This window comes from Pseudarthrobacter sp. As-47 (genome assembly GCF_058215595.1).
Map to the genome: position 1 here is coordinate 3,893,212 of NZ_CM177088.1, position 22,396 is coordinate 3,915,607.

A 22,396-nucleotide genomic window follows, 5' to 3' on the forward strand; every position below is an offset into this window, starting at 1 on the left:
TGCCCGACCCTGGGCAAGTTGTTGTTGTGCTAGTTGAAAACGACGGTGCGGTGGCCGTTTAACAAGATCCGCTGTTCTGCGTGCCATTGAACAGCGCGAGACAGTGCAAGCCGCTCTGCGTCCTGGCCTGTCACTGCAAGTTGAGCTGGACTGTAGTCATGTCCAACGCGGAGAACTTCCTGCTCGATGATTGGTCCCTCGTCCAGTTCGGCGGTGACGTAGTGCGCCGTCGCTCCAACGAGTTTCACTCCGCGTTCAAATGCCTGGTGGTAAGGTTTGGCGCCCTTAAATCCTGGAAGGAAGGAGTGATGGATGTTGATGGCCTTGCCTACAAGTTCGCGGCAAAGATCGTCGCTGAGCACCTGCATATACCGGGCTAGAACGGTCAAATCCACCTGATGTTCTGCAAGGAGAGCAAGTAGCTTCTCCTCTGCTTCCCTCTTAGTTTCAGGTGTCACCGGAATGTGAAAGAAGGGAATGCCATGGGCGTCTGCAACTGGTTGAAGGGTGGTATGGTTCGAGGCGATGAAGGGAAAGTCAACCCTAAGTTGCCCTGAGCGCCACCGGAAGAGCAGGTCGTTGAGGCAATGCTCGGCTTTAGAAACCAGCAGTGCAACCTTGGGCCGGTCGGCGGCGTCGACCAACGTCCACTCCATTCCGAACGTGGAGGCCATCGCTTGAAACGCCTTTTTCAGATCGCCAACGGATACGGCTGCTGGGCAAGAGACGTGCACGCGCATGAAGAACCTCTGTTCGGCGGCATCGTCGAACTGCTGACTGGCAAGAATATTGCACCCATGGGATACCAAGAAACCGGAGACAGCATGAACAATTCCGATTCTGTCTCTGCAACTGAGTGAAAGAATCACTTGGCGGAATTGGGCGTTTTCCATGGGACTCCTAGGGGAGATTCGTACGTTGGGGTGCCCTTGCGAGGAGAAGGGTTCGAGCAGTGCTCATAGGCCTACGCCTGCCGGCTGCACCTGCATCCTACGTTGACCATACGGGCCTAAAGCAGCCCTCGCCATGCTCAATTTGTACGAAAAAATCAGCGTTTTCATACCGCAGTGCGGTGACGGGACGCATGCCTTACTGTATCCGTGACTCGCCGGTGTAGCTGCCTGGAACGTGTAAGACGGCCTATGCGAGTAGTGCAGCCGCTACCCGTGTTAGCGGCCATGAAAAACTGCCCATAGGCGGCCACGAAAGTGCCCGCTGGCGGCCAGCAGAACTGCCCGCCGGTGGCCATGAGATCTGCCCACTTCCTTACTTGTTCCTGCCGCGTCTTTAAGCGGTGGGGGCCTCTCCCTGCGGTTTGATGACGGTGTCTAAGCGCACCAAAAGCGAACCAGGAAGAGGCCCTGTATGAAGTCTGACGGAGAAATCATGGAAATTCTTGCTGCCTACGATCTGACCGGATCGTTGCGCGCCACCGCGGAGCTCACGGGCTGCTCGCACCACACCGTTGCTAAACACGTCACCGCCCGTGACGCGGGCCGGCCGATCGGGGAACCCGCGGCCCGCGGCCGGGTCACCGACGCGTTCCTGCCCAAGATCGAGGAATGGATCGAAGCCTCCAAGGGCCGGATCCGGGCCGACAAGGCCCACGAAAAGCTCCTCGCTCTGGGCTACACCGGTTCGGAACGGTCTACCCGCCGGGCGATCGCGCAGGTCAAAGCCGCGTGGCGGCTGGGCCACACCCGCGTCCACCGGCCGTGGATCACAGAACCGGGGATGTGGTTGCAGTACGACTTCGGCGACGGGCCCCGGATCGGCGGGGTGAAGACCATCCTTTTCGTGGCCTGGCTGGCGTTCTCACGCTTCCGCATCGTGATCCCGCTCAGGGACAGGACCGCGCCGAGCGTGTTCGCGGCCCTGGACCGGTGCTTCCGGATCCTCGGAGGGGCGCCGACCTATGTCCTCACGGACAACGAGAAGACCGTCACCACCGCCCACGTCGCCGGGGTCCCGGTGCGCAACCAGCAGACCCTGGACTTCGCCCGGCACTACGGGGTGACCGTGCTGACCTGCCAACCGGCGGACCCGGCCACCAAAGGCGGAGTCGAAGCGTCCGTGAAACTCGCCAAGGCCGACCTCGTGCCCAAAGACACCAACCTCCGCGATGACTACCGCACCTTCGCCGAGCTCGAGGCCGCCTGCACGGCGTTCATGGACGAGGTCAATCACCGTGAGCACCGGACGACGCGGCGGAAACCCGCGGCCATGCTCGCCGAGGAAGCCCCGCGGCTGCACCGGATCCCGGACACCGCCCACACGGTCGCGTTCGGCCTGGCCCGCGGCGTTCCGGAGAACACCCCAATGGTCACCTTCGAAAACGCCCAGTACTCCGTCCCGGCCCACCTGCTCGGAGCCCGGGTGTTCGTCCGCACCCACGGCACCGGGCCCGGCGAGCAGGTCATCATCGTCCACCACGGCACGACCGGGCCCGTCGAAGTCGCCCGCCACGAACGGGCACGGCCCGGCAGCCCCGCCATCAACGACGAACACTTCCCCGGAACCCGGGCGAAGCTCCCCGGCGACTACGAGGTGAGGGCCCGCAGCGCGGACGAGGCCGCGTTCCTGGCCATCGGCGAAGGCGCCAGAACCTGGCTCGTCGAGGCCGCCGCGGCCGGGACCGCAAGGATGAACGTGAAAATGGCCGAAGCCGTTACGCTGGCCAAAATCGCCGGCACTGATCAGGTCGACCGGGCCCTGGGCGACGCCGCCCTGCACGGCCGGTTCGCGCACCCGGACCTCGCCTCGATCTTGAACGCCAACATCCGCCGCACTACCACCCACGCCGCCAACGAAGCCACCTCCCTCACCCAAGGAACAGGGGCGTGGGCCGCGATCGGCAACCCCGCAACCATCACCACGCCGGAGGAGGCCCGATGAGCCCCGTCACCACGACCAATACCGTGGCTCCGCCGCTACCGGCGGACCTGGAGGCCCTGATGCGGTCCCTGAAAATGCCCCACGCCCGGGCGCTGGCCCCGGACCTGATCGCGACCGCCCGCGCCCAGCGGTGGGAACCGGCCGAGGTCATCAAGGCCCTCTTCACGGAGGAAGCCGCCGGCCGGGCCCGGTCCATGCTCGCTTCCCGCCGCAAAGCAGCCGGGTTCCCGACCGGGAAGACCTTCGAGGCGTGGGACCCTGCAGCGTCCTCCATCCCGGGCCCGACCCAGCAGGCACTGCGGACCCTGGAATGGATCACCCGCAGGGAAAACTTGGTCGTCTGCGGGCCCTCGGGGACGGGGAAGACGTTCTTCCTCGAAGCCCTCGGCCAGCAGGCCGTCGAAGCCGGAATGCGGGTCGCTTGGTTCAGGCTCGAGGACCTCGGCGTCCTCATCCGCGCCCACCGAACCGATGACAGCGTCACCCGGGCCGTTGCCCGGATCCTGCGCGCCGAGCTCGTGGTCATCGATGATATTGGTCTGTTGCCCGTGGCCACGGACGCCGCCGAAGGCCTCTACCGGGTCGTGGACGCAGCCTACGAAAAACGCTCCGTCGCGATCAGCTCCAACCTCCACCCCGCCGGGTTCGATGAGCTCATGCCCAAAACCCTCGCCACCGCCACCGTTGACCGACTGCTGCACCACGCCCACGTCTGCCAGACCAGCGGCGATTCCGTCCGTCTTACCCAGGCCCTCGCCGGAAAAGGAGTGACCCGCTTGAACTGACCAACCCAACGATGGCCGACCCCGCCGAAACGAATCAGTGGGCAGATCTGTTGGCCATAACCGGGCAGTTTTACTGGCCACCAGCGGGCACATCAACTGGCCGCCCATGGGCAGAACGTAATGGCCATTGACATACCCGAGCAAATCCGATTTCAACACAGCAATAACCGCCTGAACCGCCGGCCTAATGCGGCATTGTTGGCTGCTCTTTGGCCAAGCGACCACCTCCGCCAACGGGTGGCCTAGCCCGGAGACGCGCAGACACCAACGGGGTCGCCATATTGGAGGACTTCAGATCTTTGTGAACCGGCTTTATACGGTGCGGGCAGGACGCGCTGCCCGCACCGCGGCGGGATGAGCGAATAGCATCAACGTCCTGAGGAAGACGTTCACTTCTAGCCGAGGGTGGATCAAGCTCCCGGTTGTCAGGTTCTGACTTTGCCGGGCAACCACATTTAGAGAAGCTCAACGCGGCAACGAGGAAGCTCCCGTCCAGTGCGGCGGACGGGAGCTTCTTGGCCTGGGTTCATTTTTTGAAAAGGTGGTGCGCGCCGCAACGATACAGCGCCGCACTTGACCTCGTTATAGGTGACTGCAGTGAGCCCTACACCGAGGCTGCAGTCCTGCTTTTGATGCGGACGGAGGCCACAAAACCGACGAGGAACACGGCTACCGTGCCGATCATCACATAGGGTAGCGCGCTCAGGGGCCCCGGCGCCGGGTACAAGATTCCGTTGACGTAGAGCCACAGAACGGTAGCAGACGCCGCGACAGCTCCAATGTTAACCAGAACAGATTTCCTTGGGCTGGTGCGATTCAACAACACTGCACCGCCGATGCAGATGAGGAAGTAAGGGATCACCCAGAAATAGACCAGCAAGGTGGCGATATACCCGTAGATTTCCAACGGTGTGGATGATGTCAGCCACAGCATGATTGGGGGGCCAATGAGCGAGGGGATTCCAAGAAAGGCGATGGCTGCCACCGGGCTCTTGTAACGCTTGCTGACATTGGTTAGTGCCGCAGGTAGGAGACCGTCTGAAGCTGCGCTGACCACCACTCGCGACCCGTAGTTGAAAAATCCGATCAGACTGGCGAAGACGGCAACGGCAAGAACCAGGTCACTTATGTTTGACAAAAAGCCCACCCCTGCTGCTTCAGCGAGTACCGAATTCGGTGAGACCCCAAGGGCTAGCTGATCAGCAGAGTCGACAAGTGTCGGTACCTGGATCACTGTAGCAGCGAGGAAGGCCATACCCAGGACGACGGGAACTACCATAATTGCCCGAGGGATAGCGCGGGTAGGGTTCTGGGTTTCTGCGCCGAGGGCTGCGCTGCTTTCGAAGCCGATGAAGAATGCCGAGCCTATGGCGAGACCCTGGAGGAAACTGTTGAAGGTGAAATCGCTAAGGCTAAGCTGTCCTGCCAGATCGACATTTCCGCTGAACGCCGTTGCGATAGTGATAGTCAACATCACCGGTACGGAAACGACCGTGAGGATGACGCTGGACCGGACTGACACGTCCAGACCTCGATAGGCAATCCCCATGGCCACCAACGCTGCTAAGACATAAATCACCAGCTGTATTTCTGGTCCAGCTGCGGTGGATAGGCCCACGGACATGAGGAAACTTCCTACATACAGGCCTAGTGATACGACAAGTACCATAACTACGACGATGTAACCTGGAATCATTGCCGCCGCGATGACGAGCGGGCTCCAGGAGCCAAACACATGGCGAATATAGGAGTAAAGAGACCCGGTTCCGATATACCGTCGCGCGAACACAGTGATGAACAGCCCGACGACTGTGAAGGCAACGACCGACGCGGCCATCGCCAACCATGAAGAACGGCCTGAATAAGCCGCAAGGAAGGCTGGGACTGCTGAAAGACCGACAGCGGGAATAAAGGAAGATACTGAGAGCCCCATCACCTGCGATCCTGTGAGGTGCCCTAACTGCAGATCTGCATGGGCTATATCCTGAGTCGGTGGGGCTTGACCACCATCAGCTGTTGCTCCTGCGTTTTCAGAAGAAGTTTGCAAAGCCGTACGCCTTTCGAAAATGAGTCGCGGCCGCACGGCCGCGACGCTTAGTCCCGCTTTTTCGAATCGAAGGAGCGGATTGGGAAGATGCGTCCCTGCACCTACCAGATAGCGACTTCGGCGGGGATATGGTTCGCGACTGGTTCAGTCTGTACGGATTTCCGAGCCTCTTCGCCGGTATTGTTTTCGGCAATTTCAAGCTGGTTTAGCCTTCCGGCGCCAATCGATGCCGGCGGGAGGGACTGGCTCTTACTGGTCTGAGAAGAACGGCGCCTCACCATGACGCCGTGGAGAAAACAGAGCAGCCGGCAAAGAGCGATCAGTCGCCGCCGTTCGATGTCAAAGGCCGGAGCTAGCAGTGTCGTTTCTAAGCAAAGGTGCTTGCACAGGAATCGGAACTGGCGCTCCAGGTAGGTGGCAGAGGGTCAAGCCGATGCACGCAGCCCATATAAGCTCCCCAGGGTCAAGGTCGCTTACATGTGATTCACCTTATGAGTTGGCCCCCGACGGCGAAAATTAGACAGATTGCCGAAGTTTTGGATTGATTCGTACCCGCGTACCAGAGGCGTGTCTCATACGGCAGTACTAGTATGCCTGTATGGAACGACAAGTGCTGACGGTCAGGGACCTCGTTACCGCTCAAAGCCTGGGTACAAAGGTACTTGCAGGCGCGGCAGGCCTTGACCGGCAGGTTCTCTGGGCGCATAGCTGTGAGTTGAGCGATCCCGACCGGTGGCTCGGTCCGCATGAGCTACTCATGACAGTGGGTTTGTGCGTTCCTCACAGTACCGCTGAGCAACGGACTTTTATTGTCAAACTCGATGAGGCCGGCCTTGCCGGTGTTGCCTTGGGGGATCACCCGAGTCTCCCTCCACTCACCCCGGAACTATACGAAGAAGCAGACAAACGTTCCTTCCCCGTGCTTCTTACGAACCATGCAACTCCCTTCGCTGCGATCGGGCGAACAGTTGCTGCTGCTACAGCCACCACACAGACCATGCAGGTACTCAAGCTCAGCAAGCTCTACCAGCTGTCCGCGTACGCCCGCACTGACCCGGTACGGATGTTAAATGACTTGCAGGCTCTTCTAAGGGCTGGCCTCAGTGTCTTTGATGTGAAAACCGGGCTCGCAATTGTAGAGGGAGCACCGCTGGAATCCATGCCCACTTCCGCGCGGGAACGTACTTATGCCCTCCCGGGGGACAGTGACGCCCGGCTCATGATTTCGGAATTCCCAGGCGAAGAGGTGAGCAGTTTCCTGCTAATCCATGTCCTGCAGGTGATTGATGTCGCGTTGAGCCAACTATTGCGGTCACTTCGCCGCCGTTCCGAACGCTCAGCGCATATGCTGGCGTCCATCTTGGAAGGGCGTAGCCCCGACGGGATAGAAAATCTTCTGGGTACGGGCGGTACTTCGTCTGGGTATCAAGTCGTTGCAGTGGCATTGGACGAGGGCGAGAAGGTAGCCCGGGCGGCGTCAATCAAGTCACTGGCAGTCCTGGCGGGCTCCGGAGGCAGCTCGTTCTTTATCCTGATGCCCGAGCAGAGCCGGAATGACGTCCGGCAGCTGCTCAGCCGCCTCGACGTCCGGGCCGGAGCATCGTCAACATACCTTGATCTGCGGGATGCTAAAGCGGCAGCCGAGGAGGCCGTGAAGGTCTTCTCATCCGGTGGGATGAACGATCAGTGGATTGACTTCGCCGGAGTCCCCGTGTCGCTGCTTACTCGTTCTCGGAAGGAAGCATCGGCCGTAGTCCAACAGGTACTAGGTGGGCTCGCGGGTACAGATCCTAAATCGACTGCTCTGCGTGAAACACTCTTTGCGTTCCTTGCCAATGACCGCCGCTGGAATGAAACGGCAGCCGCTCTTGGCATCCACCGGCAAACTCTGTCCTATAGACTCACCCGAATCAAAGAGATTACAGGGCGAGATATCGCGTCTTCAGCGGACCTATCTGCCTTCTGGCTCGCGTTCCAAGCCTGGCCCTCTTACTCGACCATATCCGACTAGGACCGCCGTCATCCGGCGGCTCCTTTCTTCAGACGGCTATCTGACTGTCGTTTTGTACGGAGAAGCGATCCAAGGAATCACACAAACGGGACTCGTGTTTTTGGCTTTCCGTATCATGACTGCCGCCGCCGGAACGTTTAGTGTCGATGGACAGTGCTTGTCATGGATGTATGGCGCCCGTGAGCAGCAAGAATGGGGTCTAACCTTACTCGCCCGAGTCTCGATGCGCTAATCGGTGTCTTACCCAGGTTTCGCGTGCCTAGCACAAGCTCCTGTGTCCCCATACACCCCTCGTCCACGAGCACGTGGTCTTTAGGAACAGAAAGGTTTCCACGATGACAGCCGCCATTCCGGAGGAACTTACCGTAAATCCCGGTGACAGTATCCCCACCTCAGGCCAGCACCCGTATCTGGCCCTTGAACCTGCCGGGTCTGGCTGCGAAGAGCACCCCTGCAGATTCTGCAACATTCCGGAAACTGATTGAGCTGGCAACGAAAGGAAGTCAACCGCCCAGCTGTTCCGGGCGATACCTTCCAAAGAACCCGCGCGATACCGCAAGTGCTTTTCCCGTCCCCATTATCCGTGGGCAAACTCCGTTTGGCACTTGCGCAGGCGAAGCTGCGAAATGAGGGAATGCGGTTGGGCCGCCTTGTCTTCCGCTGGTCCTCGGTCTGTCCAAGGTGCAGACGCAACCGCAGAAAAATCAGCATTGACCGCGGTGGATGTCGCCGACGCTGCGGACGCTCTTGGCGTCGGCGATGAATCCCTCCCCCACGCTTTCGGCACATGTTCTTTTAGCTATAACGCTGTAAGGGTCCGCCTTGCCGCTGCTGGCAGTCCGCCGATGAGTTCTACTTCCCGGGCCGGGCCGACGGAAAACCAGCCCACTTTGCTTCGCGCCGCGGAGGACATTCGGGTCCTGGCCTGTGCCAGAGCTAACCTCAGTGCCACACCTACTAACGCGCCCTCCCTTACTTTTCTTTGTTTCGATACAGCAAGAGCAGGAGACAAATTGGCTGGAACAGATCTGATGTGGCGTGACTCGTCAAGCTGAGTATGACAGTCTGATCGGAGCCCACTAGGACGGCCCGAACGGTACCCACCAGCCGGACATGCCGAACCTAATGACGGCTTGAATGGTACCCACCTGTGAACGTTGATCCATCCAGTGTTGGATCGACGACGGGAGGGCCGGGATGGGGTCAAGAGTGGAGTTGTTCGCGCAGATTCGGAGGGATGCCCGGGTGGAGGGCGCGTCAATCCGGGAGCTTGCCCGCAGGCACCAGGTGGCGCGGAAAACCGTGCGTAAGGCGTTAAGTTCCCCGGTCCCGCCAGAGCGTAAAACTCCTGTACGGTCCTCGCCGCGGCTTGATCCTTATAAACCGACGATCGACGCCATGCTCGTCGAGGACACGACGGCGCCGAGGAAGCAGCGTCACACTGCCCGGAGGATTCTTGCCCGGCTCATCGAGGAGCATGGAGCGGACGAGTTGTCGTATTCGACGGTGCGTGACTACGTTCGGGTCCGCCGGGCGCAGATCGATGTGGAGGCCGGCCGCCGGGTTGAGGTATTTGTTCCTCAGGAGCACGCCCCGGGCGCGGAAGCGGAAGTGGACTTCGGTGAAGTCTGGATCGTGCTGGACGGGGTAAAGACGAAATGCCACATGTTCATCTTCCGGCTTTCTCACTCCGGCAAAGCCATCCACCGGATTTACCCCACCCAGGCCCAGGAAGCGTTTCTGGAAGGCCACGTCGAGGCGTTCAACGAGATCGGCGGCGTGCCGGTCAAACATATCCGCTATGACAACCTCACCAGTGCCGTCAGGGCCGTGGTGTTCGGTCAGGGGCGGAACCGCCTGGAGAATGACCGGTGGGTGTTGTTTCGCTCGTTCTATGGATTTGATGCCTTTTATTGCCAGCCAGGTCTTGCCGGCGCTCACGAGAAAGGCGGGGTCGAGGGCGAGGTGGGCTGGTTCCGCCGCAACCGGCTGACCCCGATGCCCGTGGCGAGGTCCCTTGATGAGCTCAACGACTGGATCCGGAGCCGGGAGGTTCAAGACGATCAGCGGCGGATTGATGGCAGGATCCGCACTATCGGCCAGGACTTCGCCGCCGAGCGCCCGTTCCTGGCACCGTTGCCGGCCGACGAGTTCGATCCCGGTCTGGTGTTGAACCCGAGAGTGGACCGGTCCTCAATGATCACCGTGCGGATGGTGAAGTACTCGGTGCCAGCACGGTTCATCGGTCGGCGGGTCCGGGTTTCATTGCGGGCATCCGAAGTTGTGGTGTTCGACGGCCGCGCGGTGGCGGCCCGGCACCAGCGGATTATTGCCAAGGGCGGGCAGTCGGTCCAGTTGGACCATTATCTGGAGGTCCTCAAGACCAAGCCCGGCGCTTTGCCTGGTTCCACTGCTTTGGCCAGGGCGCGGGAGTCGGGTGCTTTCACCAGCGCCCATGACGCCTTCTGGTCTGCCTCGCGCAGGGTCAACGGTGATGCCGCGGGGACCCGTGAACTGATTGACGTCCTGCTGCTGCACCGATCGATGGAAGCCGAAGACATCGAGGCAGGGATCACCGCAGCCCTTGGAGTAGGTGCCGTCAGTGCCGACGTCGTGGCGGTTGAAGGCCGCCGACATGCCTCCAGCATCCCTGCTGGTGGGTCCCGTCCTGACCGTCATCGCGGTGCTCATGCTGAAGCGAAAGTGCAACGAGTTGTCAGCCTGACCCAGCGCCGGCTGATGGACCCGGCGGCGGTCATCGCCGGGCTCCCTCCAGACAAGCGGCCGCTCCCGGCGATCAGCGCCTATGACGAGCTGCTGGCCAAACGCACCGAACACTCCGCAGGAACCGCGTCGAAGGAAAACATCTCATGAGCCCCACCGCACCGGCCACCACCATCACCCCAACCCTGCGACGGCGCCGCGGTCTGACTGAGCAGGCCGCGGTCGCGGCCGTGGACCAAGCATGCCGCCGATTGCGCCTGCCCACCATCCGGGCGGTTCTGGACGAAGCTCTGACCGTCGCGGGGAAGGAACAACTCTCTTACCAAGGCTTCCTGGCCGAGCTGCTGCTGGCCGAATGCGATGACCGGGACCGTCGCTCCTCAATCCGACGCGTCAAAGCCGCGAACTTTCCCCGGGATAAATGGCTCGGTGATTTCGATTTCGACGCGAACACGAACATCAACCCCGCTACCATCCATACCCTCGCTACCGGCGAATGGATTCGAAAAGGTGCACCGCTATGCCTGATCGGGGACTCCGGAACCGGCAAATCCCACCTGCTTATCGGGCTGGGCACCGCCGCGGCGGAGAAGGGATACCGGGTCAAATACACTTTGGCCACCCGGCTCGTGAACGAACTCGTCGAAGCCGCCGACGACAAAGTCCTCGCCAAGACCATCGCCAGATACGGCCGAGTGGACCTGCTCTGCATTGACGAGCTCGGCTATATGGAACTGGACCGGCGCGGCGCCGAACTCCTCTTCCAGGTCCTCACCGAACGCGAAGAGAAGAACTCCATCGCCATCGCTTCCAACGAGTCGTTCTCCGGCTGGACCAAGACATTCACCGACCCGCGCCTCTGCGCCGCGATCGTTGACCGGCTGACGTTCAACGGCACCATCATCGAAACCGGCACCGATTCCTACCGCCTCGCCCACAGCCTGACAAGGAACGCGCACTAAAAGGTAGCCGCGGCCGCCCGCCCCACGAACACATAGGTTGTCGTTGACCACTTCATGCCGCGCAACAGGACAGTTTGGAGACGTCAGTAGTGAAGGACTGGGCTGCTATCTTGATGCCTTCGGCCATGGTCAGATAGGGGCTCCAGAGATTCGCGACCTGATCAACGGTCATCCCGGCCTCCAGAATGTAAATCCCTGCGGCGGCGATGTCCCCGGCGTCCTTACCCACGACAGTGATCCCTACAATCCGACCCGTGTCCGCGTCGGCAACGATCTTGATGAAGCCGCGGGTATCACGGTTCACCAGCGCGCGAGGGATAAATTTGAGCGGCAGAACCCGGCACATGCACCGGATCCCTGCCTGGTTCGCTTCCTTGTCCGTCATCCCGACAGCGGCCAGGGCAGGGCTGGTAAACGTGACCCGGGGCAGGTGCCGGTAATCGACCTCACGCCCGGCACCCTCAAAGGCGTTCTCCACCATCAGGGCCCCGTGCGCGGCGGCGACATAAACGAACTCCGGGTGACCCGTCACATCACCCGCGGCCCAGATCCTCGGATTAGTACTGCGAAGGCTCCCGTCGACCAGGACTTCCCCGCGGTCCCCGGTTTCAACGCCGACCATGCAAAGGTTCAAATCCTCCGTGACCGGGCGCCGGCCTGTTGCCATGAGCAGGCGCGCGGCCCTGAATTCCTCGTTTCCTCCTGAGACGGAAGCATCCACGACCACGTCCCCCGACACCTCATCGGTCCGGACCGAGGACGCTGTCGCTCGACGGACGACCCGGATGCCCTCATCGGCGAAGACACCGGCGAGGGCATGCCCGGCTTCAGGCTCTTCGGCCGAGGCGAGCTTGGACCGGACCAGGATGGTCACCTCCGTGCCGAGCCGGGCGAAAAGCTGCGCCTGCTCCAGCGCCACATACCCGCCGCCCACCACCAGCATCGAAGCGGGAACGTCCTGCAGCTCCATCGCACTCGTGGACGTCAGATAATCCACCTCGTCCATTCCCGGCACTTCAGGGATCCAGGGGGTGGAGCCGGTCGCGACCAGGTAGTGTTCCGCGCTGACTGTCTCGGTGGTTCCGCCCGGGGCGGTGATGTTCAAAACCGGTGCGGCTGCGGTTCCGGCGAACACCGCCGTCCCCCGCTGCAGGTTCCATCCATAGCCCGCGGCGAGATCCACATACTTCTCTGACCGCATGGATTCGACCAGTGAGCGCTTCCCGGCGACCAGTTCGGGCATATCCACCGGCTCTGCGGAGGTGCTGATACCGGGGAACCGTCCGGAAGCATCGAGGGCGACATGGCGGGCTTCCGCGGCGGCCAGCAGGGCCTTGGACGGGATGCAGCCCGTGTTCACGCACGTGCCTCCCACAGTGCTGCGCTCCACCATCAACACCCGCTTGCCACGGCTGGTTGCCCGGATGGCCGCAGCGAAAGCAGCCCCGCCGGAACCGATAATGGCCAGGTCATAATCGAAAGATGCTGCCGACACGAGGGACTCCTGAAGATGGAAGGGAAGCAGCCGCCAGCACACCTGTTGCTCAACCGACCGCCATGTGCAGCCTTCAACCGAAGACCAGCTCTGCATCCCATTCTCAACCTTCCCCTACACTGGAATGTCAAGGAATCGCCGTCCTGGCCGCCTGCTAAGAAATGAGTTCATGATGCGTATCGGTGAGGCCGCGGCAGCGGCAGGGATGACAACCAAGACGCTGCGTTTCTACGAGGACAGCGGGCTTCTCCCGGCAGCGAAAAGATCCTCTAACGGCTACCGGGACTACCATGACGACTCCGTGGCCAGGCTCGAATTCATCCGCCGCGGACGGGCCGCAGGCCTCGCCCTGACCCAAATACGCGAAATTCTTAGCCTCCGTGACGCCGGAGAAGCCCCCTGCGCCCACGTCCAAGACCTTCTCTCCAACCAGCTGGCCGAACTGGACCACCAGATTTCTGAACTAATGGCGCTGCGATCCATCGTCGCCGGCCTTCACGCCACTGCCGCGTCCGGGACCGACGCAAGCTGCGATCCCGAACAAATCTGCAGCTACCTCTGACGCACTACTCCGCCAGACGCCAGCTTCCAACAACCGGGACCCCGGGTATCGTCCCAACCCGCGGCAGTGTTTTCACAGACCCAGAAACCACGCCAAGAACCCCTAGACACCCTCACAACATCATCCCCGGACGTCCGACGGGTGGGTACCGTTCGGGCCGTCCTAGTGGGCTCCGATCACGTTGACACAATCATCAAGCCTTGTGGCACTGCGTCCCGGTGTGTTCGAAACAGTGCCGCCCAAGGGGAATTCATAGGTAACTGGCGTGGCTTCTGTTCGCGCATGGACATCTGCGGCCGTTCCTGTCCGATGCCTGGCAGAGCCCAAGACCTGGAGGCGGTAGGTTGGTCATGGTTCCCAGCCAACCCCATTGATCGTCGCTTGAGGGGTGGTTACACTCGACGCATTCTGTCTCGTGGCGGCCAAGTAACCCCACAAGAAGTCGATCCATCCAGAATAGAAATGCCATAGTGGAATGATGTCCTTTTGTATTCAGGGAAATGACCCGCACGTGTTCCGAGCCGCGCGAGAGATCGGCAGCTGTACGTTGACGCGCAGCGTCCTATAGAAGGCGACGCATCTGCTCGACAGTGTCGACGTCCTCGCCAGTAGATTCATCACTGCAATCAATAAGATCTACAAGCCAGGGTTTCTGGCGCAGAAAGCTCCTGGCTCCAGCATCACCCACCACAGTGCTGGCTACTGCTGGCCGAAGTCTCACATCGATGACCATTGGGTGACCTCGACGAAGCATCCCGAGGTTGTCCGGGGCTGCGTAAGCAGCCGAAGTGATGCGTCCCGGCCGGTGCGAGACGAGGAGCCGGCTAACAGTGCGGACGGTAAGCCCTGGCTGATCTACGAGAGCCACGAGGATATGGTCGTCTGCATTGGCAGCAGCATCACCAATAAGGTAGGAACTTCCCATACCAGATGGCCATTTGTGGTTTACCAGCGTCCGATAGGGTTTAAGGTTCGCCCCGGCGCTGACCGCTTGTGCCTCTGCCCCAAGTACGACAACTACTTCGTGACAGCCGCCGGCAAGTAGATTGTCGGCGATGATTTCAACGAGGGGTCGTCCACGGTGTGGCAAGAGTGCCTTGGGGCCACGTCCAAGACGTGTGCCGGCGCCGGCGGCCAGCAGCACACCCGTAACCTGCACCAAATCCGTGTTCTCCAACGTGAGGTTCCTATTCTTCGCGTTCAAAAACCTTCAAATCCCAGTGACTGGTGCGAGCCTGACGCAGCCGATAGTCAGTGCAAATAATCAGCTTCCTCTCGCCCAACCCGTCCTGACGGATCCAGATAATGCCAAGGGAAGGAGCGCTGGTGTCCACCACGCCGGAGTAGCGTAAGGTGTCATCTACCGACACATGGATCCGGTCGCCCTGCCCCAATATCCGCAAATCAAATAGCTGGGTTTCGTCGAAGTCACCCGGTGCTTGGGTTTCTGGGGATTTCGAAACCAAGATGGTCTTGTTTTCTACCGAGGTCTGCCAAGATGAGCTGCCTTCAGAAGATTGGGCTGCGAACCCTTTCTTGTTGCCCATAGCTAGGCCGGGTCCGGGTGCACTGCGCCAGCGGAATCGCGGAGTGGGCGGCCAGTCCCCTGCCAACGCTTGGCGATTATTTCTGCCACGATCGACACCGCTGTTTCCTCTGGCGTTCGTCCGCCGAGATCAAGTCCTATTGGACTATGAAGCTCGGCGATTTGTGGCTCGGTTACTCCAGCCTCAAGGAGCCGGTTTAGCCGGTCATCATGCGTCTTCCGAGAGCCCATCGCACCTATGTAGGAGGGCTTTGATGGGCCTTCCAGCCGCAGGGCGATATCTAGGACTGGGACGTCGAACTTAGGGTCATGGGTCAGAACACAGATGACAGTGCGGTTGTCCACCTTTCCCTTCGCCACTTCTTCCTGAAGGTAAACGTGGGGCCACGATACGATTACCTCATCGGCCCCAGGAAAACGCGCTGCAGTGGCAAACACTGGACGAGCATCGCAGACCGTCACATTGAACCCGACCATTGACCCAGCCCGCGCGACTGCCGCGGCAAAGTCAATGGCCCCGAAGATGATCATTCTGGGCTTCGGCTGGTAGGAAGAAACAAAGACCTTTGTGCCGGTTTCCATCCGCTCTCCACTGGGGCCGTACGTGATCACTTTGGATTCGCCGGAGGCAAGCACCCCTCGAGCATCGTCGGCCACCGCATGATCCAGCATGGCACTGCCAAGGGTTCCGGAAGCGTGGGTTGGCCAAACTACGAGCCGCTTTCCCAGCATTTCTGCCTGGTCATGTTCCACCACGGTCGCGGTAGCAACCGGGTTACCTACCTGAACGTCCTGAATGACAGTCCTTATATCGGGATAACTTTCGTCGGTAACTCGTTCAACGAAGACGTCGATTATTCCGCCACAGGTTAAACCCACTGCTACGGCGTCATCGTCGCTATACCCAAACCGTTGCAATACCGGGGTACCGTCTTCGATTACGTCCTGGGCAATTTGGTAAACAGCCCCCTCAACGCAGCCGCCGGAAACTGAACCGACGGCCTCCCCCGCGGTGCTAACAGCCATTGCTGCGCCCGCTGGCCGGGGGGCCGATTTTGACGTGCTGACCACTGTAGCGAGTGCGAAGGTTTCTCCGCGCATCGTCCACTGTGCTACTGCTTCAATAACTTCACGCATGTGCTATCCGATCTGCTAGGTCCCTAAAGGCGGCCATGGTGTGGCCTGCGACCAAGGCATCGATGTGCGGAAGAACGGCCTTGATGCCGCTCTGTAGGGGTTCATATCCGGGCTTGCCACGGTGGGGATTGGACCAGATGACACAGTGCGCCAAGCTATGGAGGCGGGCAACCTGGTGGGCCAGCTCCCCTGGATCCCCGCGTTCCCACCCGTCGCTGGCGATCACTACCACAGACCCTCTTAGCATTGCGTGTTGTCCCCACAAGGTGATGAAGGCCTGTAGGGCTTCCCCCAGTCGCGTGCCTCCGGACCAATCCGGCACGACGAAACCTGCGTCCAACAATGCGACCTCTGGATCCGGATGCTGTAAGGCCGATGTCACTCTGGTAAGTCGTGTGCCGATAGAAAATACTTCTGTCGTGTCCGCGCCATCTAAAAGCCGGTGACCGAAGCGAAGAAAACTGTCAGCGTAGGCTTCCATCGATCCCGAAACATCCACGATCAGGACGACTCGGCGTGACTTTTTCGTTCGGTGGCGATACTGCAGCTGGCCTGGTTCGCCGCCTCGTTTTAGGTGGTCTCGAACAGTGTGTGCCGGATCGATGCGCTTGTGGCGATGGGTCCGCTTGTAACGCGCCCTTCTCAGCGGTGGTCTAATAGGCAGGGCAGCAAAGGCCTCCGCAAGATACCTCTTTTCCTCAGCAGACATCAGGGCTACATCCCGATGCTGCAGGGCTTCGTCCTTGCTAGCCAGTGCAATTTGCTGCTCGAGTTCTGACTGGGGGCTGTCGCCGTCTGCTGCGTCTGGCAGGCTGGCCTCCTGTCTCTCCGAAAAGGGCACAGGTACTAGAGGCTCGGATGAAAACCACAAGCGAAACGTCTGGTCGTAAGTCTCGAAGTCGGACCTGCTCCTACACAACGTCGCGCGTCCGGCCCAGAAGACCTCGCTGCGGCGTTGGAGATTGAGAACGCTCAGAGCCTCGAGGTAAAGCCGGGCCTGTTCGGCCCCTATGGCCATCCCCTCATCTCTGAGAGCACCTACGAAGCCATAGAAGATCGTCAAACCTATTTGTGAAGACATCACAATCACAATTCCCGGTCAGGTAGGGAAGATGGTTCTCAAGGTGCTCAAGATAAGCTCCCGGTCGTCTTGGTCTTTGCAGAGGGCACCAATCGTCAAGCCAGCACTGTCGGAGTTAATGTCACTTCCGCCAAGGCGGTCCAAGGCCTGGGCCCAGTCAAGCGCCTCCGCTACCCCGGGAGAACGTCGCAAGCGCCCTTCATTGCGCAGGGACTGGACTACGTCAACCACCTGCTGCGCTAGCTTCTCATCGACGCCGGGAAGCCGCGTCTTGATGATTTCCAACTCACGGGCCGGTTCTGGGTGGTCTATCCAATGGAAGTAGCACCGCCGTTTCAAAGCCTCGTGTAACTCACGTGTCCGGTTCGACGTCAGGATCACGATGGGTGGAACACTCGCGGTGATGGTACCCAACTCAGGAATTGATATTTGGTTTGACGCAAGCACCTCCAAGAGGAAGGCCTCAAACTCATCGTCCGCCCGGTCAACCTCATCGATGAGCAGAACGGCCGGCCCGCCTTGCAAGGCACGAAGAATCGGGCGGGGAAGTAGGAACCGCTCCGTGTATAGGGACTGCTCCAGTTGCTCCGCATTCGTTGTCGAATTTGCTGCCTCTAGTGACCGCAGGTGCAGAATCTGACGTGAAAAGTCCCAATCATAGAGCGCCTGGGTCGATTCGATGCCCTCGTAACACTGCAGCCGGATCAACGGGATCGCGAGCATCTTGGCTAAAGCTTCAGCCAGCGACGTTTTGCCCGTTCCTGGAGCACCCTCGACAAGCAACGGCTTATTCATAGCAACAGATAAGAAGACGGTGGTGGACAAGCCCTCGTCAGCCAAGTAGTTGACAGCCTTGAGCCGCGCGGCCATCTCTCCGGGGCTTTCTGGCTTGATCACTTTGTCGTTGCTCATTGTTCGCCTTGCTAATCGTTTGAGAGGTTGTGCATTCTGGCTCTCCGCAGTGACTACGTATGTCGTAACGGATACCGCTGGTAGACGGCCGCTATGCCGTGCACGAGCGTAAGATCAGCCGGTTCCGGGATGTCCCCCCTGTATCAAAAGGCAGGACATCCCGAAGCCGAGAACATCAGCTCGGACTGAACCCTTTGCTATTCCTGCAAGTTGCTCGCGATCATCGTCTTGCCTTTAACAACCCAGATATCTGCCCGCTGGTCGTTCAGGACTGGGAAGGAACTTCGCATTTCATTCAGCGAATCGAGATCCAGACTGGCGTGGAGAACGGTTTCCTCTCTCTCCGCCTGGGTCAGGATGTTTCCGTTGCCATCCACAATCTGACTGTGTCCACCCAACTCTATGTTCTGGTCAGCCCCCGTCATATTGCACTGAATGACGAAGGATTGGTTTTCGATTGCTCGAGCGCGACCCAGAGTCTGCCAGTGCTGAATGCGCGACAGGGGCCAGCACGCTGGTATCACATTCAGTGCCGTACCCTCAGCTGACATATGCCGATAAAGTTCGGGGAAGCGAAGATCGTAGCAAGTGCTGAGTCCAGTGATGGCGGTGCCTCGTTCTGTCTGCACCTCGAGAATCGCGGGCTCATCGCCCGCTGCTATCAGCTTTGGTTCTCCATCGGAAAACCCAAAGCGGTGGATCTTCTTATACGTTGCCCGGAGGGATCCGGCCGGGTCAAAAAGAACAGACGTATTCCACATGCCAGAAGCCGCGTTGCTGTGCTCCGTCACCATGAAAGAGCCGGCATGCAACCAGGCTTTCTTTTCCGTGGCCACTTCGGACAGGAAGGTAAACACCTCACTTTGCAGCGAGACAGCGTTCTGTCGCCAGGTGTCGTAGGAAAACCCGCCATGAAGCCACAGTTCAGGCAGAACGATGAGGTCCGCTTCGCCAATGCCAGAAATCAAGCCCTGGGTACGCGAAATCCTGTCCTCGAGCAGTTCTGCCGAGTCGAATCTCACCTGAACAGCCGCTACATCAAGCTGCCCCCTATTTGGTGCTACTTCGCGCACATCCATCAGGTTCAAGACTTTCGGTTGCTTCCGGCTGCAACACCGGCAGCGAAGACCGCAATCAGTGCAGCTACGACAGAAACAATTGCGGGCAGCCATTGTCCGGCTGCGGGGATCTCCATCTGGGGGCCCTTTTTGGCAGCCCGCGTGTCCTTCGCCAGCTTGATGAGGTCCAGTGCTTCGGGTTCTGCCTGCGAAGGCTGCCTTAGTTCTTTTCCTTGGCCTCCTTCAGTCTTTGAGAGCTCAGTGGATGCTCCGCTGGTGGACTCGCCCCCTGAAGTCATCTCCACGGCCAACCTTTGAGCGAAGACTCCGAGGATGGCGGTCGCCGCTTCATTGATCACACCTCGCCCGAACTGGGCGATTTTTCCGGTCATGTCCAGCTCGGTCTGAACGATAACGGTTGCGCCATTGGCTTCCGGCTCAAGCCGGGCGGTAATGGTCGCCGACATATTCCCTTGCCCGCGGGCATCCTTCGCACGGGCCTGGATTACTGCGCGCCGACCCTTTTCATCGACCTCAATAAAGCGGGCGACGCCTACATACTCGGCCGTGATGGGCCCCACCTTGATTTTTGCCTTACCCTCGTACTCATCACCATCAACGCTGGTGATGGAGGCTCCGGGAAGCATGGGGGCGATTCGCTGCAAGTCCAGCAGTACCGGCCACGCCTCCTCCGGTGGGACGGGCACGGTGAAAGTGTTGGTCATCTCCATGATGGTTTTTCCTTAAACGTTCTCGACGACGGATGGTTCATCCACTTTAGGGAGCCCGAATGCAAATGCGGGGTTTCCGGGCTCAAAGCTTCCCCCGTGCTGCAGGCGGGACGCCATCTCTTTAACTTTCTGGAGATAGGCGTTTCCCTGCTGCAGTTGTTTGGTTTCCCAATTTTGCAATGACCCCCGCAGATCGTGGTTCCTTGTAAAGACTTCAGCAAGGGTGCGTGCGTCGTCACAGGCTTTTGCTCCACCCGCAGCTGCGTGGGGCCTGGGAGTCACAGCCGCGTCTCCGATCAGCAGGACGCGGCCGTGAACCATGTGATCCACGGTGGCATCTGCCACAACAGTCACAAAAGGGGAAGACGCGTTGAGCACGAGTTCCCTGAAAGGCTTGAAAAGTCGCTCGCCCTTGCTGTGGAACTGACGGAGATTGTGGGGATTCAGCGAGTTGTGGTGCACTGATGTCGGGAGCCTTATGCCGCGAACGTCTGTCATAAGTTCGTCGATGTCAGCTCCTTCAGGGACGTTCCAGTACCACTGAAAGTTCAGACGCGGAGACTCTGCGTTTTCCCGTCCAGGTATCGGGTAAGCGATGAGATGACCGTCTTCCAGAAGACCGTACGTGAACTTGTCGTTGAAGTAGTTCCACACATCATCGGAAACTTCGCCCGGCTGAAGCACGCCACGCCAAGTGACGTAGCCCGCGTATTTAGGCTCAATGCCCAACAGTCGTTTACGAACTACAGAGGCTCCGCCGTCTGCGCCGATCAACCAGTTCGCTTCAGCCTGCGTGCCGTCGGAAAAGCGCAGCTGCACCGCTTCGGAATCCTGGTTGAGGCCGACGAGGCACTTACTGGTGTGGTATCGCTCGGGTCCGAACAGCTCGTAGAGCGCCCCGTAAATTGAGTCGTAGCTAGTAAAACGCCAGTCTGCAGGAACGGATCCGAAACTTTCTCCTGTCAGCGCGTCGACATATTCCATGGAGGATGACGGAACGCTAATGGAGTCCAGCTCAACACCTTGCTCCATCAAGTAACGAACAAGCTCCGGTTGAACGACGATGCCTGTGCCGAAGCCCGAGAGGGGCTGGGGGGATCGCTCATAGACATCGACCTCAACGCCAGCATCTCGAAGCATCAGCGCTGCGGTCAAGCCAGCTATCGAACCTCCAACTACTGCAATGCGGTCGGTTGTCGGGCTCATGCATTCTTCCTTAGTGCCATGGCGAGCGGCCGCATTGGCGCGCCGCTCGCTCCCCTAAGACGGATCGGAGCAGCGATCAGACAAAATTCCTGCACTCCATCCTTGGCCAGTTCCTCCAGGTTCAACAGTTCCACCATGGGTACACCTGCTTCAGCAAGGAAGTGCGTGTGCCCTGGGAGCCAGTTGTCTTCGTGCTCGGACGGGCCTACCTCTACGCACTCCTGGTCAGCACCAATTGCAGCAATGTTTTGGGTTGTGAGCCACCGGGCAGCGTCCAAGCTTAGGCCCGGAGGGTTTCCAAGAGTCTTGGTTCCGTCCGGCCAGTAACGCATACGTCCGGTACGAACAAAGGGCACATCCCCTGCCTGCAATGCGAGGCCGGCTTTATCCAGTGCCTCTTCAAGGTCTGCAACAGTGATGGCGTAGGAATCAGGAAGGCAGTCAACGTTCTTCAGGCCAGCAATATCCAGCAACACGCCGCGGGTGATGATTGGCGGAATTGTCTCCGCTCCACCCTTGGTCCAGGTCCGGCTGCCCAGATTCTCCTCTGGCCTGTAGCCGTTATAGATCTGTCCGTCGACACCGAAGTGGTTCAACGAGTCGATGTGCGTTCCGGTGTGGGTGTACATGAAGACAACGTCACCCGAGTAACACACGTGCCTGTTGACATGCTCTCCAACGCCGTTAAGGTTATCCACCACTGTGCCCTGGGGGGTGTGGCTCATGAAAATTTGGTAGCTAGGGTCTCCGGCGCCCTGAAAGCTGGGCATGCCCACGAAGTAGTCAACGCTAAGGTCATAGACCCGCGAAGGATCTGCCCGTTGAAGAACGTCTGCGCGAACGGACTCATCAAGGAGGTTTAGTGCCCCTCGCTCGTCATTGGGTCCCCACGGGCTCTTCCCTACCTTTACATCTGCAGTCTGGCTCATTGGGCTGCCTCAACTTCATAATCCACCACAGCCCTGTCCGCGAACATCGGCATAAGTGTCGCGACTACTTCGAGGTGGAAGGGATCCGTGGAGTACTTGTCCAGATCAGCCCAGCTTGCAAAGTCAGAAATCAAAACTCCATCCCACGGCGCGCCGTTGTCGCCAGGGTCACCGGAGTGGGTCCCAATCTCCCAGCCTTGAATGAAACCCAGGCGCGGCGGAAGGGTGTTGAGAATTTCAACAATCTCCTTCTGGCTGCTGCCTTCAGCTACGCGCCATGCAAATACGTGTCGAATCTTAGTCATCAGTGGACCT

At 59.7% G+C, this 22,396-nt stretch carries 19 protein-coding genes; 6 read left to right on the top strand and 13 right to left on the bottom strand.

Features of this window, described 5'->3' with window-relative positions; genetic code table 11:
- Positions 1–29: 29 nt before the first annotated feature.
- Positions 30–893 (bottom strand): formyltetrahydrofolate deformylase, encoded by an 864-nt coding sequence (purU, locus tag AC4BCK_RS18050; protein ID WP_009357517.1) that lies wholly within the window; start codon positions 891–893, stop codon positions 30–32.
- Positions 894–1,365: 472 nt separating this feature from the next.
- Between purU and istA (AC4BCK_RS18055) the strand changes: the two genes are divergently transcribed.
- Positions 1,366–2,895 (top strand): IS21 family transposase, encoded by a 1,530-nt coding sequence (gene istA, locus AC4BCK_RS18055; protein WP_237428196.1) that lies wholly within the window; start codon positions 1,366–1,368, stop codon positions 2,893–2,895.
- On the top strand, positions 2,892–3,680 hold the full coding sequence (gene istB, locus AC4BCK_RS18060; protein ID WP_237428195.1) for an IS21-like element helper ATPase IstB: 789 nt from the start codon (positions 2,892–2,894) through the stop codon (positions 3,678–3,680). The genes istA (AC4BCK_RS18055) and istB (AC4BCK_RS18060) overlap by 4 nt, the downstream gene beginning before the upstream one ends.
- 604 nt (positions 3,681–4,284) lie before the next feature.
- Here istB (AC4BCK_RS18060) and AC4BCK_RS18065 read toward each other — a convergent pair.
- A complete protein-coding gene (locus tag AC4BCK_RS18065; protein ID WP_363960050.1) occupies positions 4,285–5,613 on the bottom strand; it encodes an APC family permease in 1,329 nt (442 codons plus the stop codon).
- 712 nt (positions 5,614–6,325) lie between these two features.
- Here AC4BCK_RS18065 and pmfR point away from each other — a divergent pair.
- The 3 genes from pmfR (at position 6,326) to istB (AC4BCK_RS18080) (ending at position 11,424) form a co-directional block, all read left to right on the top strand.
- Entirely contained in the window at positions 6,326–7,738 is a 1,413-nt protein-coding gene (gene pmfR, locus AC4BCK_RS18070) for a transcciptional activator PmfR (RefSeq protein ID WP_363960047.1), read from the top strand.
- 1,197 nt (positions 7,739–8,935) lie between these two features.
- The gene (gene istA, locus AC4BCK_RS18075) at positions 8,936–10,612 is read left to right on the top strand and encodes an IS21 family transposase (RefSeq protein ID WP_011691636.1); all 1,677 of its coding nucleotides are present in this window, start codon (positions 8,936–8,938) and stop codon (positions 10,610–10,612) included.
- Entirely contained in the window at positions 10,609–11,424 is an 816-nt protein-coding gene (gene istB / locus AC4BCK_RS18080) for an IS21-like element helper ATPase IstB (RefSeq protein ID WP_011691635.1), read from the top strand. Before istA (AC4BCK_RS18075) ends, istB (AC4BCK_RS18080) begins: the two co-directional genes overlap by 4 nt.
- 52 nt (positions 11,425–11,476) lie before the next feature.
- On the opposite strand, the gene merA is transcribed toward istB (AC4BCK_RS18080), so the two are convergent.
- Positions 11,477–12,919 (bottom strand): mercury(II) reductase, encoded by a 1,443-nt coding sequence (gene merA / locus AC4BCK_RS18085; protein ID WP_011691634.1) that lies wholly within the window; start codon positions 12,917–12,919, stop codon positions 11,477–11,479.
- A 172-nt stretch (positions 12,920–13,091) separates the two neighbouring features.
- Here merA and AC4BCK_RS18090 point away from each other — a divergent pair, with 172 nt between their 5' ends.
- The gene (locus AC4BCK_RS18090; protein WP_031216440.1) at positions 13,092–13,481 is read left to right on the top strand and encodes a heavy metal-responsive transcriptional regulator; all 390 of its coding nucleotides are present in this window, start codon (positions 13,092–13,094) and stop codon (positions 13,479–13,481) included.
- 562 nt (positions 13,482–14,043) lie between these two features.
- On the opposite strand, the gene nboR is transcribed toward AC4BCK_RS18090, so the two are convergent.
- The 10 genes from nboR to AC4BCK_RS18140 all read right to left on the bottom strand — a co-directional run bounded on the left by nboR (position 14,044) and on the right by AC4BCK_RS18140 (position 22,386).
- Complete coding sequence (gene nboR / locus AC4BCK_RS18095; protein WP_363960044.1) at positions 14,044–14,658, bottom strand: nicotine blue oxidoreductase; 615 nt, start codon at positions 14,656–14,658, stop codon at positions 14,044–14,046.
- A gap of 10 nt (positions 14,659–14,668) precedes the next feature.
- Positions 14,669–15,028 carry a hypothetical protein gene (locus AC4BCK_RS18100; protein ID WP_363960041.1) on the bottom strand — a complete coding sequence of 120 codons (360 nt, stop codon included), beginning with the start codon at positions 15,026–15,028 and terminating at the stop codon, positions 14,669–14,671.
- Between the two features lie 2 nt (positions 15,029–15,030).
- Complete coding sequence (locus AC4BCK_RS18105; RefSeq protein ID WP_363960038.1) at positions 15,031–16,164, bottom strand: XdhC family protein; 1,134 nt, start codon at positions 16,162–16,164, stop codon at positions 15,031–15,033.
- Complete coding sequence (locus tag AC4BCK_RS18110; protein WP_363960035.1) at positions 16,157–17,245, bottom strand: vWA domain-containing protein; 1,089 nt, start codon at positions 17,243–17,245, stop codon at positions 16,157–16,159. The genes AC4BCK_RS18105 and AC4BCK_RS18110 overlap by 8 nt, the downstream gene beginning before the upstream one ends.
- Positions 17,246–17,263: 18 nt before the next feature.
- On the bottom strand, positions 17,264–18,157 hold the full coding sequence (locus AC4BCK_RS18115) for an AAA family ATPase (protein ID WP_354176553.1): 894 nt from the start codon (positions 18,155–18,157) through the stop codon (positions 17,264–17,266).
- 197 nt (positions 18,158–18,354) lie between these two features.
- Complete coding sequence (locus AC4BCK_RS18120; RefSeq protein ID WP_363960062.1) at positions 18,355–19,236, bottom strand: carbon-nitrogen family hydrolase; 882 nt, start codon at positions 19,234–19,236, stop codon at positions 18,355–18,357.
- 5 nt (positions 19,237–19,241) lie between these two features.
- Positions 19,242–19,946, bottom strand: coding sequence for an SRPBCC family protein (locus tag AC4BCK_RS18125; RefSeq protein ID WP_009357526.1), 705 nt, complete (start codon positions 19,944–19,946; stop codon positions 19,242–19,244).
- A 12-nt stretch (positions 19,947–19,958) separates the two neighbouring features.
- Positions 19,959–21,152: an FAD binding domain-containing protein gene (locus AC4BCK_RS18130; protein WP_363960029.1), complete on the bottom strand. Its 1,194-nt coding sequence runs from the start codon at positions 21,150–21,152 to the stop codon at positions 19,959–19,961.
- Entirely contained in the window at positions 21,149–22,081 is a 933-nt protein-coding gene (locus AC4BCK_RS18135; RefSeq protein WP_141002297.1) for a cyclase family protein, read from the bottom strand. The genes AC4BCK_RS18130 and AC4BCK_RS18135 overlap by 4 nt, the downstream gene beginning before the upstream one ends.
- Positions 22,078–22,386 carry a Dabb family protein gene (locus AC4BCK_RS18140; RefSeq protein WP_363960026.1) on the bottom strand — a complete coding sequence of 103 codons (309 nt, stop codon included), beginning with the start codon at positions 22,384–22,386 and terminating at the stop codon, positions 22,078–22,080. The genes AC4BCK_RS18135 and AC4BCK_RS18140 overlap by 4 nt, the downstream gene beginning before the upstream one ends.
- Between the last annotated feature and the right edge of the window lie 10 nt (positions 22,387–22,396).

Bases quoted from the DNA above. Each gene is read 5' to 3' on its own strand.
- purU (WP_009357517.1), bottom strand. From the start codon at position 893: ATGGAAAACGCCCAATTCCGCCAAGTGATTCTTTCACTCAGTTGCAGA.
- istA (WP_237428196.1), top strand. From the start codon at position 1,366: ATGAAGTCTGACGGAGAAATCATGGAAATTCTTGCTGCCTACGATCTG.
- istB (WP_237428195.1), top strand. From the start codon at position 2,892: ATGAGCCCCGTCACCACGACCAATACCGTGGCTCCGCCGCTACCGGCG.
- AC4BCK_RS18065 (WP_363960050.1), bottom strand. From the start codon at position 5,613: ATGGGGCTCTCAGTATCTTCCTTTATTCCCGCTGTCGGTCTTTCAGCA.
- pmfR (WP_363960047.1), top strand. From the start codon at position 6,326: ATGGAACGACAAGTGCTGACGGTCAGGGACCTCGTTACCGCTCAAAGC.
- istA (WP_011691636.1), top strand. From the start codon at position 8,936: ATGGGGTCAAGAGTGGAGTTGTTCGCGCAGATTCGGAGGGATGCCCGG.
- istB (WP_011691635.1), top strand. From the start codon at position 10,609: ATGAGCCCCACCGCACCGGCCACCACCATCACCCCAACCCTGCGACGG.
- AC4BCK_RS18090 (WP_031216440.1), top strand. From the start codon at position 13,092: ATGCGTATCGGTGAGGCCGCGGCAGCGGCAGGGATGACAACCAAGACG.
- AC4BCK_RS18100 (WP_363960041.1), bottom strand. From the start codon at position 15,028: ATGGGCAACAAGAAAGGGTTCGCAGCCCAATCTTCTGAAGGCAGCTCA.
- AC4BCK_RS18105 (WP_363960038.1), bottom strand. From the start codon at position 16,164: ATGCGTGAAGTTATTGAAGCAGTAGCACAGTGGACGATGCGCGGAGAA.
- AC4BCK_RS18110 (WP_363960035.1), bottom strand. From the start codon at position 17,245: ATGTCTTCACAAATAGGTTTGACGATCTTCTATGGCTTCGTAGGTGCT.
- AC4BCK_RS18115 (WP_354176553.1), bottom strand. From the start codon at position 18,157: ATGAGCAACGACAAAGTGATCAAGCCAGAAAGCCCCGGAGAGATGGCC.
- AC4BCK_RS18120 (WP_363960062.1), bottom strand. From the start codon at position 19,236: ATGGATGTGCGCGAAGTAGCACCAAATAGGGGGCAGCTTGATGTAGCG.
- AC4BCK_RS18125 (WP_009357526.1), bottom strand. From the start codon at position 19,946: ATGGAGATGACCAACACTTTCACCGTGCCCGTCCCACCGGAGGAGGCG.
- AC4BCK_RS18130 (WP_363960029.1), bottom strand. From the start codon at position 21,152: ATGAGCCCGACAACCGACCGCATTGCAGTAGTTGGAGGTTCGATAGCT.
- AC4BCK_RS18135 (WP_141002297.1), bottom strand. From the start codon at position 22,081: ATGAGCCAGACTGCAGATGTAAAGGTAGGGAAGAGCCCGTGGGGACCC.
- AC4BCK_RS18140 (WP_363960026.1), bottom strand. From the start codon at position 22,386: ATGACTAAGATTCGACACGTATTTGCATGGCGCGTAGCTGAAGGCAGC.